This is a genomic window from Streptomyces sp. NPDC107654, assembly GCF_055639035.1.
Map to the genome: position 1 here is coordinate 676378 of NZ_JBVKBI010000001.1, position 15471 is coordinate 691848.

General features: G+C 67.9%; 17 protein-coding genes. 3 read left to right on the plus strand and 14 right to left on the minus strand.

Annotation, left to right across the window (positions count from 1 at the left end; all coding sequences use genetic code 11):
• The first annotated feature begins 92 nt into the window (after positions 1-92).
• Entirely contained in the window at positions 93-608 is a 516-nt protein-coding gene (locus ACZ7N4_RS03050) for a VUT family protein (RefSeq protein WP_471353089.1), read from the plus strand.
• A 667-nt stretch (positions 609-1275) separates the two neighbouring features.
• On the opposite strand, the gene ACZ7N4_RS03055 is transcribed toward ACZ7N4_RS03050, so the two are convergent.
• The 13 genes from ACZ7N4_RS03055 to ACZ7N4_RS03115 all read right to left on the minus strand — a co-directional run bounded on the left by ACZ7N4_RS03055 (position 1276) and on the right by ACZ7N4_RS03115 (position 12894).
• On the minus strand, positions 1276-1617 hold the full coding sequence (locus ACZ7N4_RS03055; RefSeq protein WP_467394197.1) for a hypothetical protein: 342 nt from the start codon (positions 1615-1617) through the stop codon (positions 1276-1278).
• Between the two features lie 69 nt (positions 1618-1686).
• Positions 1687-1974 (minus strand): hypothetical protein, encoded by a 288-nt coding sequence (locus ACZ7N4_RS03060; protein WP_471353091.1) that lies wholly within the window; start codon positions 1972-1974, stop codon positions 1687-1689.
• Positions 1974-3023, minus strand: coding sequence for a major capsid protein (locus tag ACZ7N4_RS03065; protein WP_471353093.1), 1050 nt, complete (start codon positions 3021-3023; stop codon positions 1974-1976). The genes ACZ7N4_RS03060 and ACZ7N4_RS03065 overlap by 1 nt, the downstream gene beginning before the upstream one ends.
• 15 nt (positions 3024-3038) lie before the next feature.
• A complete protein-coding gene (locus ACZ7N4_RS03070; RefSeq protein ID WP_470532524.1) occupies positions 3039-3455 on the minus strand; it encodes a head decoration protein in 417 nt (138 codons plus the stop codon).
• Between the two features lie 107 nt (positions 3456-3562).
• Positions 3563-4045 (minus strand): hypothetical protein, encoded by a 483-nt coding sequence (locus tag ACZ7N4_RS03075; protein ID WP_471353095.1) that lies wholly within the window; start codon positions 4043-4045, stop codon positions 3563-3565.
• 27 nt (positions 4046-4072) lie between these two features.
• Positions 4073-4267, minus strand: a complete 195-nt coding sequence (locus ACZ7N4_RS03080) for a hypothetical protein (RefSeq protein WP_471353097.1) — start codon at positions 4265-4267, stop codon at positions 4073-4075.
• Between the two features lie 90 nt (positions 4268-4357).
• A complete protein-coding gene (locus ACZ7N4_RS03085) occupies positions 4358-6127 on the minus strand; it encodes a hypothetical protein (protein ID WP_471353098.1) in 1770 nt (589 codons plus the stop codon).
• Positions 6128-6701: 574 nt separating this feature from the next.
• Positions 6702-8195 (minus strand): terminase large subunit domain-containing protein, encoded by a 1494-nt coding sequence (locus ACZ7N4_RS03090; protein WP_467394212.1) that lies wholly within the window; start codon positions 8193-8195, stop codon positions 6702-6704.
• On the minus strand, positions 8192-8725 hold the full coding sequence (locus tag ACZ7N4_RS03095) for a hypothetical protein (protein WP_467394214.1): 534 nt from the start codon (positions 8723-8725) through the stop codon (positions 8192-8194). The genes ACZ7N4_RS03090 and ACZ7N4_RS03095 overlap by 4 nt, the downstream gene beginning before the upstream one ends.
• 25 nt (positions 8726-8750) lie before the next feature.
• Positions 8751-9653 carry a ParB N-terminal domain-containing protein gene (locus ACZ7N4_RS03100; RefSeq protein WP_471353101.1) on the minus strand — a complete coding sequence of 301 codons (903 nt, stop codon included), beginning with the start codon at positions 9651-9653 and terminating at the stop codon, positions 8751-8753.
• Between the two features lie 2 nt (positions 9654-9655).
• Positions 9656-11092 carry a putative antirestriction adenine methyltransferase gene (locus ACZ7N4_RS03105; RefSeq protein ID WP_471353104.1) on the minus strand — a complete coding sequence of 479 codons (1437 nt, stop codon included), beginning with the start codon at positions 11090-11092 and terminating at the stop codon, positions 9656-9658.
• 31 nt (positions 11093-11123) lie between these two features.
• On the minus strand, positions 11124-11537 hold the full coding sequence (locus ACZ7N4_RS03110; protein WP_471353106.1) for a DUF488 family protein: 414 nt from the start codon (positions 11535-11537) through the stop codon (positions 11124-11126).
• A gap of 208 nt (positions 11538-11745) precedes the next feature.
• Positions 11746-12894, minus strand: a complete 1149-nt coding sequence (locus ACZ7N4_RS03115) for a ParB/RepB/Spo0J family partition protein (protein WP_467394222.1) — start codon at positions 12892-12894, stop codon at positions 11746-11748.
• Positions 12895-13752: 858 nt separating this feature from the next.
• On the opposite strand from ACZ7N4_RS03115, the gene ACZ7N4_RS03120 reads away from it, so the two are divergent.
• On the plus strand, positions 13753-14286 hold the full coding sequence (locus ACZ7N4_RS03120; RefSeq protein WP_471353108.1) for a hypothetical protein: 534 nt from the start codon (positions 13753-13755) through the stop codon (positions 14284-14286).
• A 1-nt stretch (position 14287) separates the two neighbouring features.
• Complete coding sequence (locus tag ACZ7N4_RS03125; protein ID WP_471353110.1) at positions 14288-15088, plus strand: hypothetical protein; 801 nt, start codon at positions 14288-14290, stop codon at positions 15086-15088.
• Here ACZ7N4_RS03125 and ACZ7N4_RS03130 read toward each other — a convergent pair.
• On the minus strand, positions 15054-15471 hold a 418-nt coding region (locus ACZ7N4_RS03130), incomplete at its 5' end, for a transposase (protein WP_471353112.1). The genes ACZ7N4_RS03125 and ACZ7N4_RS03130 overlap by 35 nt on opposite strands.

Genomic DNA, 15471 nt, shown 5'->3' on the forward strand with positions numbered 1-15471 from the left:
GCTTGGGCTGTACTGTCTGGGCGCTCACCTCGCTGTCCGTCCGCGGCGTGGTACCGGCGCAACGACCACATCACCGAGACAGAAAGAAGACCGTGAACGTCCCCGCCCCTGCCGGTGTCGCGACCCTCGTCGCTTATGTCGCCACCATCCCTGCGGCCAACCTCGCCGTCACCCACTTCGGAGCCGTCCCCGTCGGCTTCGGCTACGCCGCCCCTGCCGGCGTCTACATGGTGGGACTCGCCTTGGTACTTCGGGACCTCGCCCGTGAGTCCGCTGGCCGTGGTGCTGTTCTCGCGGCCATAGCCGTCGGCACCATCCTGTCGTACTTCCTTGCTGATCCGGCGCTGGCTGGCGCCTCAGCTGCCGCCTTCGCGGTGGCCGAGACGATGGACTTCGTCGTCTACGAGCCGCTCCGGAAGCGGGGCCTGCTGACCGCGATGCTCGCCTCGAACGCGGTGGGCCTTCTCGCGGACAGCCTGCTCTTCCTCAAGCTCGCTTTCGGCTCCTTCGAATACCTTTTCGGCCAGATTCTTGGCAAGGCGTGGATGACCCTCGCCGCCATCGCTGTGCTCGCTGTACTTCGACGCCGGAAGCAAGCAGCCGCCTGAGCGGCCCATCGATGGGCTCCTACGGCGGCGTGGTCGAGCGACCGACCGAGCTTCTTCCGGACCTTTAAGATCGCTGACGCCCAGGTGCATCGGTATGCAGGTCAGCACTCGCTACGACCAACTCTGCGGGGAAGAGGGCAGGTTATACGAAGCCACGGCAGGTCCTGGGTCAACTTGCCATGATCCTGGGCCTTTCGCTACGGTCGCTTCATCAATGAGGGCCCCACCATGCCTAAGGTCTGGTGGGGCCCTTTTGTGTCCTCTCGAGCTTCGGGGGGACCGAGTGTCGCGTGCCACCGTCTTCTTCAGGTTTGCCGGCCAGGGAGACGGCGGCCGTGCTCATGCGAAAGGACAACTGGTGAGTACACACCATGACACAGGTCCCGGCCAGCAGTCACCCGGGGAGAGCCCCGCAGGCGGCCCATGGGTTCCGGAGGCCCCACCGTCGACCTCCTCGTCCGTACGGCGAGCAAACGTACAACTGCTGATCGGCGGCCGCACCGTCTTCGCGGTGTACGTCTCGCCCGCGATTCTGGCAGGTGCAACCGGTGCATCCCTGGTACTTGGAGTGGTGAGTTGGGGCCACTGGCCTTGGCTGTAGAGCCCTGAGGCAGGCCGCAGGGGCACCTGCTCCTGCGGCCTGCAGGGGGCGCTTCGAGGGCAGGCACTATCTGTAACGACGGGCCGGCACAAGCCAAGCCATAGCCAGATCCTCGCTCGCCTGCTCTCCGTCCCCTGACGGTTCGTCGGGCGCAGGTACCTGCCGTACGACTTCAATCTGGCGCTCGATGCCGCGCAGGTTCTCCTGCAGGTCCATGGTCACCACGCCGTCAACGGTGACCTTCAGGGGGTCAGCGAGGAGCTTGGCCCGCCGCTCGCCCAGGACCTCAAGTGCGACCGCCCGCACCGAGCGCAGCCGGAAGAACCGGCGCTCCAGGTCGGTGGGGTCGCTGTCCGGGCCGAGCTGGGCGAGCAGCCAGGACCGCTGAAAATCGTCCACCTGGTTCACATCCCCAACATGAGGTACGGCACGAAGCCAGACGGGGGAAGCTGGCTCCGTGCCGTACGCGTGAGCGTATTACGCGGAGGACGAGCGTGTCCGCCGCGACGGCGGCTTCTTCGTGCCGCCCCTGCTGGCATCGCCCTGCCCAGAATCCGGCTCGGCACCGCCCGCAGTCGGATCCGGCTCACCAACAGCGATCGGCTCTGTCTCAGCGTCCTCCGGCATCGGCCCATCCCAGGCGTCCGGGTTCGTCACCAGCGCGGCGATCTCCGGCGCCGGGCTCTCGCCCGGCAGCAGGACCAGGTCCTCGTGGGTCGTCGGGTCCTTCACGTACACGGCGGCGATCAGTCGGCGCACCTGCATCAGAGCACCTTCGCCACGATGTGCGCATCCGGGGTGTGCATCACCGGCATTCCGACAGCGGCGCCCTTGGTCCAGATTTGGACCGGGTCATCCTGAACGCCTCGGGTGATGATCAGGCCCGGCGCGTCCTCCCGGATGATCTCCGGGTTCGTACCACGGGACAGCACCAGCGCCTCCGCCGTGACCCCGTACATCGTCTGCGCCCACTTCTCCCGCTCCGGCGGGACAAGAATCCACAGGTCCTCGGGCAGCACCTTGCGGGGCTTGCCGTCCACCCGCACCTGCGCCTTGTAGAACTGGATCGGCGGCAGGTTGTAGTTGCCACGCACCACGTTGATCTGCTGCGGCGTGAGCGTGGCCGTCGGCGTGGTCGACGGGTTCACGCTGCCGTAGTACGCCGCCCTGTAGGCGTTGTTCGCCGCCAGGTAGCTGAACGCCTTCCGCGAGGTGATCACCAACTCCGGTTCGGGAGCGCCGATGTCGTCCAGGTGCTGGATCCACCGCAGCTCGTCAGCGATCGGGTCGGAGGCCGGGTCCGACCACGGCCGCGCGGCGACCGGCATGTTCTCGGCGGGAACGTTCCAGTCCACCTCCAGCGTCAGGCCGTTCTCCTGCACCAGCGAGAACTTCCCGTCCGCGAGCACATCGCCGGCCGCCAGCTCCAGCCGGGGCCGGATCGCCTCCACGTGACGTTCCACGTCGTCGTACAGCAGCTCGATCAGCCGGTCCTGGTCCGAGCCATGCGACGCCTCCAGCAGGATCTGCTCCTGCTCGGAGACGACGAGCTTCTGCCCCACCGCGGGCAGCGCACCCTCGCGGGACGTCTGCCACGCCTCACGGGTCGCGAACGGCACCGACGCGTTGAACGCCCGGTACTTGGCGACGTTGACGTACCGGCCGGAGTCCTTCGTACGCCACTTCACCTCCCGCATCTCCACCGTCGGGAAGACGGTCTGGGTGAGGAGGAAGTCCTTCGGGGACGGGATCGCCCTGGCGAACGCCGTCAGGTCCATCACCGAAACGTCCTTGAGCAGGTCCTGAATCGTCACAGTTCACACCCCCGCTCACACGAAGCGGATCTGCGCGGCACGCGGGTGCCACACGAGCTGGGACACGTCGATGCCGCCCGGCACCTTCGACGCCTTCACCGCGCCGTGCCACAGCAGCGCGGCTGGAACACGGGTCTGCCCCGGAGCGAACGGGGCCTCGGCGACGATGAACCCGCGCAGGATCTGGCGGCCACAGACCGCCTCCGGGTCGTACGGCCCGTACAGGCCGGACTCGGCGACCCTGCCGACCGGCACACCGGACAGCACCCGGCCGTACGGCTCGCAGCCGTCGCCGCAGACGTAGTGTGTGCCCTCGCAGAACAGATTCAGGTCGAGGGTGATCGTGTCCGTCGAGTCGGTGCCGTGCAGGGACGCCAGCCACTCACGGTTGGCGGTCGTGTACTCGGACTTCGAGACGGGCTGGATGGTCATATGGGTGTCTCCATGGACGCTGCGGTCGAGAATCCGCACACCGCCCACGGAGGCGATGCCGTCCACGAAGTTCAGGGGGCGTGGTCCCCCACGTTCCGGGCCCGGGACTACCGGGCAGCGGAGTCGCTGAACTCGGCTATCACGCCACGGCGCTTGGCCATCTCTAGCCCGGCCGCACCAGGCTTGGACACCGGCGCCGTACGGGTCGGGCCGCGCCCGGCCGGTGCACCCGCAGGAGCCGCCGGCACCAGCTTACGGAACTCACCGAACAGCTCCGGACGGCGCGCCTGCAGGGCCTCGGCCGCCGCCTGGATCTGTGCCTCATCCGCGTCCTCGTCGTCCACAGCCAGCAGGCGCTCCGCGTCCGCCAGGTCCTCGCCCTCCGCGCCGAGCGTCACCAGAGCAGCCCGCCGAAGCGCCGCCCGCTCCCGCTCGGCCGCCAGCCCCTCCCGACGAACAGCCTGCAACTCCCTTTCGGCCGCCATCTGTTCCCGGCGTTCCACCTCCGACAGCGCGGCCCGCTCCGCCTCCCGCTGCGCGGTAACGAACTCGGTCAGCGCCTTCGGGGAGTCGAATCCGAGCGTGGACAACAGCCGCTTGATCGCGACCCGTTCGCCCTAGGCCTTCTCCCGGGTGAGCAACTTTTCCAACCGGTCCTGGGTGACCGTGACCTGCTGCTCCTGGCCGCCATCTGCGGTGTCGTCGAGCTGGTCGTTCGTCTCGTCCTCTGCCGAGGCACCGAGGATCGGGTAGATCGGCCGCCCGTCACGGCGGAAGCCGACAGGACGGCGAGACGGCAGGGGCCGGACCATACATTTCCTCCAGAGCGCGCCCCCGCGCTGCCGATCAGTGTAGCCACCGCCGCCGACAGACCAAGAACATCCATCCGCAGGCGCGCTGCCTCACCGATCTGCCGCCACCGGCTCCCGCTCGCCCTCCGTGCCCACCGGCTTCCCGGCAGCGGCAGGTCCGTCCCCGTCGTTCGACTCCTGGTCCCCGTCGTCCTCGTCGCGCCCGCGCCGAGCAGCCGCCTCCGCCATCCGCACCGCGGCCTCCTGCTCCGCCTTCGCCCGGATGCGGGCCACCTCCTGCGATGCGTCCTTGATCGGGTACCCGGCCTCCAACAGCATCGTCACAGCCGTCTCCAGCGACAGCACGCCGGCCCCGTATGCCGTGACGACCTCCTCCAGCACAGCGGCACGGTCCGTCGGGGTATGCGGCGCCCACGCCAGCCGCGCCGGCAGCGTCTCCCCGGCCGTCCAGCCCTCCGCTCGCCCAGCCTGGTACAGCCGCTGCACCATCTTGAACAACAGCCGGTACTTGTGCTCGCGCGCGAGCCGCATCATGCCGACTAGCGCATCCAGCGGTCCCAGCGCCAGCTTCAGCGCATACCCCGACGGCACCTCCGTGGCGTCCAGCGTCCCGAGCCCGGCCGCCGTCACCCGGCTGTTCGCCGCGATCCGCTCCAGCAGGTGATCAACCCGCGCCCGCAACTCAGCCAACTGCGGAGACGTGTCCAAGGCATCCATCCGCCCCGTCTCCCCGAGTTGCCACACCGCACCGGCCTTCACCTGAAGCTCCTGCGGCTTGCCCGTGGCCCGGTCCACCGGCAGCCGCGCTCCGGCGAGCCCGATGATCGGCGTGCCCGTCGTCGCCGACGCCGCCGAGCTGTCAGAGTCGGTGGCCGCGAGCTCGTCGAGCGCCTGCAGAACCCGCGCGAGTACCGAACGCCCCCAGTGCTCCCCGCCGTCCGGGATCGTGTTCGCGAGGTGCACCACCGGCACGAAGTCGATCATCAGATCGAGCCGGTTCAACTCCGTGCCGTCCGGCCGCACCCGGAAGCTCGCCTTGTCCATCGGCAGCCGATCCAGGGTCTCGCCGTTCTTCAGGTCCTCCAGCAGCCACTCCGCGTCCGTCAGATAGCACGTCACGTTCGACGCCCGTCCCGGCTCCCACGGGTACGTGCACATTGCCGCAGTGCTGCCCGCGCCTCCGTCATCCTCGCCGTCCCCGGCAATCGGCCCCAGCTCGTACGTCACCCTACGCACCCGGGCCTTCAGCCCGGCGTCGTCGTCCGCCGGCAGGTCCCACGCCAGGTGAACACGGCTCGGAAAGTCCTCGTCCTCGTCATCCCACTGCGGGAAGAAGAACCCCGGATCGTAGACCCGCAGCGTCGGCCGCTGCTTGTCCGGGTTCCAGGCCAGCACCATCACGCTGTCCCCGAGCAGCACCGCCGCCCGCTCCGCCTGCTGGATCCGGAACGTCAGAAGTTCCTTGTCCGCCCACTTCCGCAGCCGGTCCTGCACCACTGCGGCCTCCACCGCACCAGTCGTCGGCGTCTCCTCGTCGGCGTGCTCCGCACCCTCGACCACGACCTTCTGCTCCGAGCCGAGAAGGTAACCAAGTGCGGTGTCCACCAGCTTCGCCGCGTCGCCCAGCTCCCGCCGCTCCAGCGCGCTCGCATCACCCCCGGCCGCCGCGAGCTGCCCGGCCTGGTTGTTGTCGTACGACGCGAGCACCTTGTACGCGGCCAGCCTTCGCAACTCGTGCGGGGGCACCCATGTCTTGGCCAGCTCCGGAAACGCACGGCTGCCCGGACGCCCAGCGTCCACCATCACCGGCTTGAAATTCAGCCACGACCAGGCGTCGATCACGAATTGGCGCAGGCCCATCGGGAACAGTTCCCTCCCGTTGACGGCCCCGCGCCGGTGATCAGCGTAACGGCACCCCTGCAGGCCCATCCTGCGGGAGCGGAGCGGCACCTACACGGTGGGCGGCGTCTGAATCGGGAGAGAGGATCCGGCGATCTCGGCAAGGGCATCAAGCACCTCTGAACTGGCGGACCCGCACAGTCGTCGTCTCCACTTCCGTCACCGTCAACTCACCCTTGTGCCGCTCACGTCAGGTCCATGCCATCCGTGAACTCGCAGCCCGCCGGCGTGCCAGGGCCGGAATGCGATCGCAGGGCTGTTGGGATTCAACAGGATGTTGTCTTGGGATCCAGATCCCGAGAGATATTTTAAATCTCGATGGAAGGTAGGACACTACTCCCCTGTAGCTGTCGCTGGGGCGTTGTCCAATGCTGTCGCCGCTCTCTTCGTGGTGGCCAGCTATATTTGCATCACCTAAATGGATGGTACGGTCGCCGCAGATCACCGCATTGCACCGAAATCCCATTCATGCTCTCCCAAGGGGCGATGGGTGCCGTTCTCCCCCCATAAGGGATCTTGCCATCCCCAGCCCCCTTCACCGACGTCCAGTCAGTCTCTGATCGTTCCTCGCATGCGGAGGCGGCATGGTGGGGTCAAGGAACAGATCCCACAGCGCCCACACCGCCGAGTCCAGCAAGTCCGGCGAATCCTCCGTCTCCCCCTGTCCGACGAACGTCGTCATCTGCTCCTCCAGCTCCGCGAACACCCGAGCGGAGCCCACGTGATGCACCCGGGCCTGCTCATACAGCTGCGCCGCCGGGGCCGCCCGCGCCCGCTTCCCCCGCGTGGCGTGAACGATTCGCCAGTTCACCGTCGGGTCCACCTGCTCCAGCAGCGCCGGCAGGTAGTCGCCGCCGTTGTTCGCCTCGATGACCACGCAGTCCGCCCGGTGCGCGTGGTACAGCTCGGCGGCCCTCTTCATCGCCTGCGTCGGCGTGTACCGGTCCTGCTCACAGTGCAGCAGATACCCGCCGGGCCGGTCGTCCCCGAACATCGTCTCCACCGGGAACCCACGCCCCGCAACCGTGAACGCGGTCATGTCCGCGTTCTCGTGCGACTTCGTCGCCGGGTCGACCGCGACCACCACCCGCTGGAGGTCCGGCAGATGCTCAGGCCGGGAACGGAAGCCCTCGACCTCCAGCATCCACCCCTTCCACAGCGCGCCCTCCACGTCCTCGAGCAGCTCCCCGGACAGCTCCTGCCGCCCCAGCCGGGTGCCGGCGTACTCCTGCTCCAGCTCCTCGCGCGCCGCCGCCGACAGGTTCGCGTCGTTCTCCCGCATGTGCCCGCGCGTCAGCACCACCCGAGGCGGCGCCCCACCCTCACGGTGCGCCTTCTCCTGGACCCGGCCGCGCTCGACGAGCCGCTTGACGTGCGGGAGCGGCTTCGGCGTCGTGGAGATCACCACCTGGGGGGTGTCCGCCTCACGCAGGCAGAACCACAGCATGTCGTAGACCTCCTGGGCCGTGTGCCGTGACCAGGCCGCGTACTCGTCACACCAAGCCTTGTCGAACGCCCAGCCCCGCAGGTTGTCCGGCGTCTCCGCACCGAACCCGCGGATCAGCGTGCCGTTCGTCAACCGGAGCGTCGTCTCGCCCAGGCTGGAGTTGTACTTCGCCACCTCCTCCGGCGGAAATACTGACAGCAGCCCGCTCTTGGGGGACTCAAAGCAGATGTCCCGCACCAGCGTCGCGTTCTTGGCCACCACCGCGATCTGCAATCCCGGCGTCTCCGCCCACTGCCTCACCGTCTCCGCCGCCGTCCGCGACTTCCCCCAGCCACGGCCGGTGAGCAGCATCCACACCGTCCACAGCCACACCGGCTGACGCTGCGCTGCACGCGCATGGTGGTGCAGCCATCCCGCATGGGGCAGCCCGTCACAGTCCGGGACCTCGCACGCCCACCGTCGCGCCGACAACTCATCCGCGCGGATCAGCGCAGCCACCTCGGCCCGGATCTGCTCCTCGCTCATCACCGACGGGTCCGCGAACCCCTCAACCATGCGGCGCTTGGCCCAGCCCCGGCTCACTGCGCGTCCTCCGACAACCGGCGCTCCAGCTCCCGGCGCAGCTGATCCATCCGGGCCCGGCGCTCCTCATCCGACAGCGCAGCCACATCCGCGCCCTGGTGCCGATCCTCGACTGCCCCGGCTTCCGGTGCCTCACCCACGGCTCGCCGCTCGATCTCAGCCGCAACCTGGATGTACCGCAGCAGCTCAGACGGCGACAGCTCCCGCGGGTCGAGCATCTGAAGGCGGGCCACCGCCTTGCTCTGCACGGCCTGCGCCAACTTCGCGTGCCGACGCGCCAGATCACGCCGCGCCTGCGCCTGCTCCGCGAGGAACAACCGGTCCTGCTCCCGGTCATACGCGGCAGCACGCACCACCCACGCGAATTGCCGCGACCAGCGGCCCACCAGCGCGCGGGATTTATCCAACTCCCGTGCCACCTTCGTGACACTGCGTGCCGGGCCGAGATCTCGGTACACGGCGAACGCCTCGAACGCCTGGACCGACTCCCCGCTCTGCCGCTCCCAGGACTCCACGGTGCCCTCGGCCACCGCTCACCTCCTGGCCGACGGCCGACTATTTGTTCTGCGTGGCCAGGACTTCCAGCGCCCTCCACGGCTCGTCGGCCGGCACGGTGCCGTCCTGCACCATCCGGTCGATGGCCGCCCGCGCCACGGCCGCCGTCTCCACCGGCACCTCCCGCACCCCGAAGACCGTCTCCAGCGGCGCCGTGCCCGCCCGCGTCGGCTCCCCAGAGGCCGTGTCGAACCAGCCCTCGGCCAGCTCCCCCAGGTGCCGCTCGAACACCGCGAGGATCACGCCGAGCGCGGTCGCGCTGTTGCCGATCTTGTACGCGGCCCGGGAAGTCTCCAGCGCATCGAGCACCGGCTCGTACTGCTCCAGCCCGGCGAGCCACCGCTGGTCCGCCGCAGCCGTCGACCGGGCGGCATCGAACGCGGCTTCCGCCCGCTCCAGCTCATCGGGCAGGAACATGAACTGCACGCTGGCGAAGTCCAGGTTCGCCTCGCCCAGGGAGGCGACGTCCACCTTCTCCAGCAGATCCAGCGCCTTGTCATCCAAGCCCGTGTACTGCCGCCACTCCACCGACTCCAGCTCGTCGTACAGCTCCTTGAGGATCGCCGGATCGTCCTGACCCGTGATCGCGTTGTGCGACAGCTGCAGCGCGATCTGCCGCTGGCGGGGCAGCGGCTCGTCTATCTGCATCCACCAGATCTGCGACAGGCCGGCCTCGATCGCGGCAAGCGTGCGGTGGTTACCCGACAGCACCACAAGCCGCCGCGTTTCGCGGTCGTTCCACACCAGCGGCGCCGAGGTCAGGCAGCCGTCGCGCTGGATGTTCGCCACGAGCTGCCGGAACTGCTCGTGCGGCAGGAACCTGGCGTTGACGTCGAGCAGCGTCAGCGTGCGCGGATCGCCCTGCACCATCTGCGGCGGGGCGAGGCGAGTGGTCTCCTCCATAGTCAGACTCCCGTCTTCGTCGTCGGGACGCCCCACCGCTTCGCCCACTTCTCAAGGGCGCCGGCCAGCGTGTGCTCGCCCATCGCCCCCTGGTACTGGAGCTGGTACTTCCAGCCGTCCTCGTTCGACGGGCCGCGCTTGGTCAGCCGCAGCAGCCCGCGGTACTTCATCGACACCGGGTTGTTGCTGAACGCCGTCGTGGACACCCGCCGGATGCGCCGCGAGAACGCCCGCTGGCACAGCAGCTGCGCCTCGGCGCTCGTGGCTGCGAGCACGATCAGCTTCGACAGCCGCGGGTAGTCGGTCGGCGCGACCGCGAAGTCCGACAGCACGTACGCCTCGTCCGGCTTGTACGAGCTCGGCGCCATCGCGAACACGCCGAGCACCCGGTCCTTGCCATCCTTCACCGCCACGGCCAGGTTCGCCGCCCCCGGCGCGATCTTCGGGTTCAGGTACCGGGAGCGCAGCGCGTTGAACTGGCCCGGCTTCAGCAGCGACAGGATGAGCGGGCCGACCAGCGCATCGCCCTGGCACAGGCGCGGGGCCTTCACCGGCTCGATCGGCTGGCGCGGCGCGACGATCCTCGTCCTGGCCTCGCTGGCGTACACGTAGAACGGAGCGGCGCGCGGGGTCGCCTTGATCACACCGCGCAGGTAGCGGTGCAGCTCCGGCACGTCGTGGTTGGAGGCCGTCAGCCAGTACGGCCGGTCCGTGATCGCGCCGAGCATACTGACCACGTCGCCATCGGACAGTGGCTCGTAGTCGGGCGCGTCCCAGGTGAAGTGCGCCTCCAGCGGCTCGTACAGCTTCTCGTAGCCGCCGCCGTAGAAGGGAGGGAACGAGCACACCGGGGCATCACTGGGCACCTTCTGGAGCCAGGAGCGCACGTCTTCGACCTCGTAGGAGGCGAGTTCGATATCTGAGCCGGAGAGCCGCTCCACCGTCTCCGTGTGCTTGGTCTTCCACTGCTCCCGGTAGGAGCGCACCACCCGTTCGTGCCAAAGCCCCTCGCGGCCGACGCTGGCGAGGAACCGCGTGCCGAGCATGAGCGTGGCCACGGTGCCGACTCCGTCGTCCAAGGAGTCGGCGAGCCAGCCGAGTTCATCTCGGCTTTCCTCCCGGAGCTGGATGCCGACCGGCTGGTGGGTGAGCCACCTGCCGACCGCGCTGGTGTAGATGGACACGTCGGAGGAGTGCAGGGCGAAGCCCATGCCAGCCACGCTGCGCTCGATGGTGAAGTTGCCGCAGCACGGGACGTACATCGGGCCGCTCGGCCACAGGCTTGCGGTCTCGCGCACGATGGAGCGCATAGGGCCTGGGATGGTGCCCTGGAACATCTCTCGCCTCCCGACGTACGACAACGCCCGGCCTAGGCGGGGTGCCGGGCCGGGCGCTGCGCTGGAACCTAACACAAGGAGCACGCAGCCCCTTGAAATCATGTCACCTATCTGCCGCGCGCGGTTTCAACGCTCACATCAACGTGCCCTGCTGGTAGGGGTCGCCCTCCACCGGGGACAGTTCCCGCACGTCATCTGCCGTGACGTCCTTCCACCAGGCGGCGAACACCCGACGGTGGCACCACAGGCCCGGCTTGGCCAGGTCCTCGAAGCAGAGCAGAACCAAACGGTGATCGCCTTCCGCCTGGGCGATCTGCCGCAGCCGTGCCGCGATACGCTCCGGCCCGAGCTGATCGAGGTCCGCCCGGTAGGCGACGATGAACTCGGGTTCGGGGCTGGAGAGGTAGTCGCGACGCGGCGCGAGTTCCCGCACCGAGTGGGTGAGGGGATAGGGGAGCTTGAAGCGGGGAGCGCCCAGGGTGATGCGCACCGGCACCCCCTGTGGGGCCTGGAACGCCTGGAACCGGTTGGTGAACAGAGTGAGCACGTAACGTCCTTTCATCTGTGCTCAGCGGCCGGGCGCGCCCGTCGGCGCCGCCGGCGTCGCACCCGGATGTCGTCGGCGCCCCGCTCAGGCCGCCGAGGACCTGAACGACACCGGGTCCGCAGGGAGCAGCCCCCTGCGGACCCGGCGAGTGGCCGTACACGCGAGCAAGGGGGAGGGGGCCCGGACTGAGAGCCCCCTCCCCCTTGCTCTACTTCGCCGCGGCTGCGGCCTTCTTGGCCGCCGTCCGGGGTGCCGGGACCTTGGCCGTCGTAGCCGCAGGTGCCGCAGGCTTGGCGGTGGTGGTCTTCGCAGTCGCCTTCTTCGCCGTCGGCCGCGGCTTGGCCGCTTCCTTCGCCTTGGGCTTCTCTGCCTCGGCCGCCTCCGGCTTGGCCTCGGCCTCCGCCTTCTTCGCCGCGGCTTCCTGCTGGACTTCGACCGCGGCCTTGTTGAACTCCGCCTCCATGGCCCGCTGGATACCCTGCGCCTTGCTCAGCAGGTTCCGCACCATCTGCACCTTGGCGTACAGGCGGCCGACGACGCGCACGTGGCGGCTGAGGTCGTCACCGAGGATGACCGCCAGGTCCTCGGGCTTCTTCTCGGCCAACTCCTCCAGCAGCGGGATCAAGACCTCCTCGGCCTTGCCGAGCCCGTCCTTCGCCTTCGCCTTGGCCTTCTTCCGCGTCTCCTGCTCCTCGGCTGTCGGAGCCTCTTCGCCAGTGAGGGAGGTCTGCTGCTCCATCAGCTTGAGCCCGTTGGCGAAGTGCTGCGCCTCGGCCTCACTGTCGAAGTCGCCGCGCACGTACCGCATAGCGGCCACCATCTGGTTGGCCGGGCTGAGCTGAGCGATGTGCCAGGCCAGGTTGTTCTTGATCTGGCCGTTGTCGACCATTTCCGCAACCTCGGGGCGCAGGGTGAGCAGGCCCAGCCGCCAGGTGATGTGAGTTTCCGTCTTGCCGAACTGCTTGGCAATCTTCGCCGGCGTCCATCCAGCGGCCTTGAGGTCGGCGTAGGCACCTGCCTCTTCCATGATGGTCATGTCGGCGCGGTTCACGTTTTCCGCGATGCTGAGCACGTACGCCTCCTCCTCGGAGGCGCCCTCGACGACCTTCGCAGGGATGACGTCCAGGCCGGCCGCCTTGCAGGAGCGCCAGCGCCGCTCGCCCGCGATCAGCATGTAGGGAACCTTGGCACCCTCGACCGGCCGGACGACGACCGGCTGAAGGAGGCCGTTCTCCTTGATACTGGCGGTCAGCTCCGCCTGCGCCTCGTCGGAGAAGAACTTGCGGGGCTGCTCCGGGTTGGGGGCGATCTCGCTGATCTTGATGTTGATGAAAGCGACCTTGTTGGTGTCGGCCATTTACCCGCGCCTTTCGTAAATTCCCTTTAGGGGGGTGTTTCCATTTGCTCTTGCACTTATATCTTAATGGCAAATACCGCCAAAGCAAGTGAAGAACTCTTTTAATTCAAAGGGAATTCAGAAAGGGAATTTCCCGCCTTTCCGGATTTCATTTTGCGTGCGGATGCGAGAGAGCCCGCCACGACCGAGCGGTCAGTGGCGGGCTTGCTCCCGTCACGCACCCTGAGACCGCACCGGACGGCCGACTCCTCGCCAGGCGGGGCGCGGGGGGTCGGCCGCCCGGCGAGGAGCAGGGAAGGACGCCGCTTGCGCGACGCTGCCGGGTGCGTTCCTGCGGCTGCTGTATCCACCCGGCACATCAGAACGTACATCAGCTCATCAAAAATGTCATCTATCTTGAGGAGGGAGAGGACGCACTCTGCCCTCACAGACGTCACGTCTCACCCCCGCCGCTTCCCGCACTCGGCTTCCGCTTCCGCATGAGCGCCATCACCTCCACGACCCTGCGCGCATCGTCCCCCGTCGACCGACTCACCCCACCGCGCAGGACCCGCGGGGCCCCCTTCGCAATCTCGGCGACCCGGCGTTCGTCAACCTCGGACATGGATATGCGGTTCCTCCCGTTGCACGGCGTGCGCCCCGCTTCGCCCGCCCTGTAAGCGACTCCTCGGGGCACCAGCCCGGAGGCAGGCGCATGGGAGCTCAGCCGGTGCCGCCTCACCGGTCGACGCTCCGCCGAGAAACTGTGCGACAAACCTTATAACCCCCGCCACCTGCATGTAGTGTTGAGCTCTACGCGCGGTGATCAGGGGCCGGTCACGCCGCCGGGAGCATACGACACAGCCAGAGATGACAGACATGGCAGACACCCACGACAGCGAGCAACCGCTCAGCCTGACGGCGAAGTTGCTCGCCCTGCTCAGGCTGCGTCGCGACCCCGATGGCTACACGCCGAGTGCGCGAGACGTCTCGGAGGCCACCCGAACTGGTCAAGGAGCCTCGATCTCCCACGGCCAGGTCACCAGCCTCTTGAACGGGTCCAGTGGCAATCCGCGGATGTCCACAATCAGTTCCGTGGCTGAAGCCCTCGGCGCGCCGGCCGGCTTCCTCCTCCCCGGAGCCGAGTGGGACGACCTGACCGCGCTCACGATGTACGCAACAAGTCCCGAGGCCCGTGAAGTTCTGCGTTTAATGCAGGGTCTTGAGGTGCAGGACATTCTTGAAATCAGCTCAAGGATCCGGGAGATCCGTCGTCGGGAGGGGCTGCCAGAAGTCGTCCCGACGATCCCCCCACCTCCTCCCGGCGTCGACCAGCCTCGCGAGGGGCGTCCGCGCCGCCGGAGCTTGGAAGAAGCCGCTGACCGGGCAGCGGATGACTTGGAAGGACGCTGACGTGGACGGCCCGATCTTCGGCCTGTGCTCGGTACTCACCCTGGTGGGTGCCGCAATAGCCATCAGCCGGAGCCTCGTGCAGGAAAGAAGCAGCGGCGAGACGTTCCGACTGGCACTGTCCGCCCGCATCATGGCACTGGTGAGTAGCTTCCTCGGCTCGCTGCTTGCGATCCCGGCTCTCGCGGACTTCACGGACAGAGCCACGGTAGCCGAGTTGTCCACGCTCCTCTCGGACATCGCCGCGGTGATCTTCTGCGTCAGCCTTCAAATCCTCGTCATCGACTGGGAGTACTACAGGGAACTGCCGCACTACGCGAGTGTCGCCTGCCGTATCGCCCTGGTCGCCATGGTGATCGGTCTGCTGATCTGGCAGTTCCACCGGACCAACCCCACTCGGCTCGGCGTGGACCTGTCCACCGCAGATGTGCAGGTGAGGGAAGTCCGCACGTATCTACTGACGTATCTGTGCTTTTTTGCTGCTGCTGGTGCGGAGGTGGCAATGCGCGCCACCAGGCTTGCCCGAGGCATGCGGCAACGTGGCCGGGCGGCGAGCACCGGAGTGGCCGTGGCGGCAGCGGGGGCGGTGCTGGGCGTCCTGTACGCCGTGAGTCGAGGCGGCTACGTTCTTGCCTACGAAGACGGCCACGCGTGGCCTTCGACGCTCGAACACGTCATCAGCTCCACACTGGCGGGGCTGTCCAGCGGCTGCATCGCGGTCGGCTTGTCGATGGCCGTGCTCAGCAGCAGCCGCTCCGGATCGTCAGCGTCTACTGACGTTGTTGCCGTGATGTCGTCAATGTGAGTCCGGTTTCGGTGAGGCAGCCGTTGATGAGGTTGCTGCGGTACTGGATCTGGCGGAGGCCGTGTCGGAGGGCGCTCATCAGGTGGTCGGGGTCGGTGAAGGCGGTGTTGGCCTGGCTGCTGCGTCGCAGCAGTGACCAGATGCCCTCGACGGGGTTGAGGTCTGGTGCGTAGGCCGGCAGGAAGTAGCAGGTGATCCAGTCGTGGGTGTCGATGAACTGCCGTAGTCGGCGGTCCTTGTGGACGTTGAGGTTGTCCCACACGAGCACAATGGGTGCGCCGAGCTGCTGGTGCGCGGCGATGAGCAGGTCGCGGTAGTCGGTCCAGGTGAAACTGCGTCTGCCGCCGCGCTTGTGATCGTCATGCCGCTTGGGCCGGTAGATC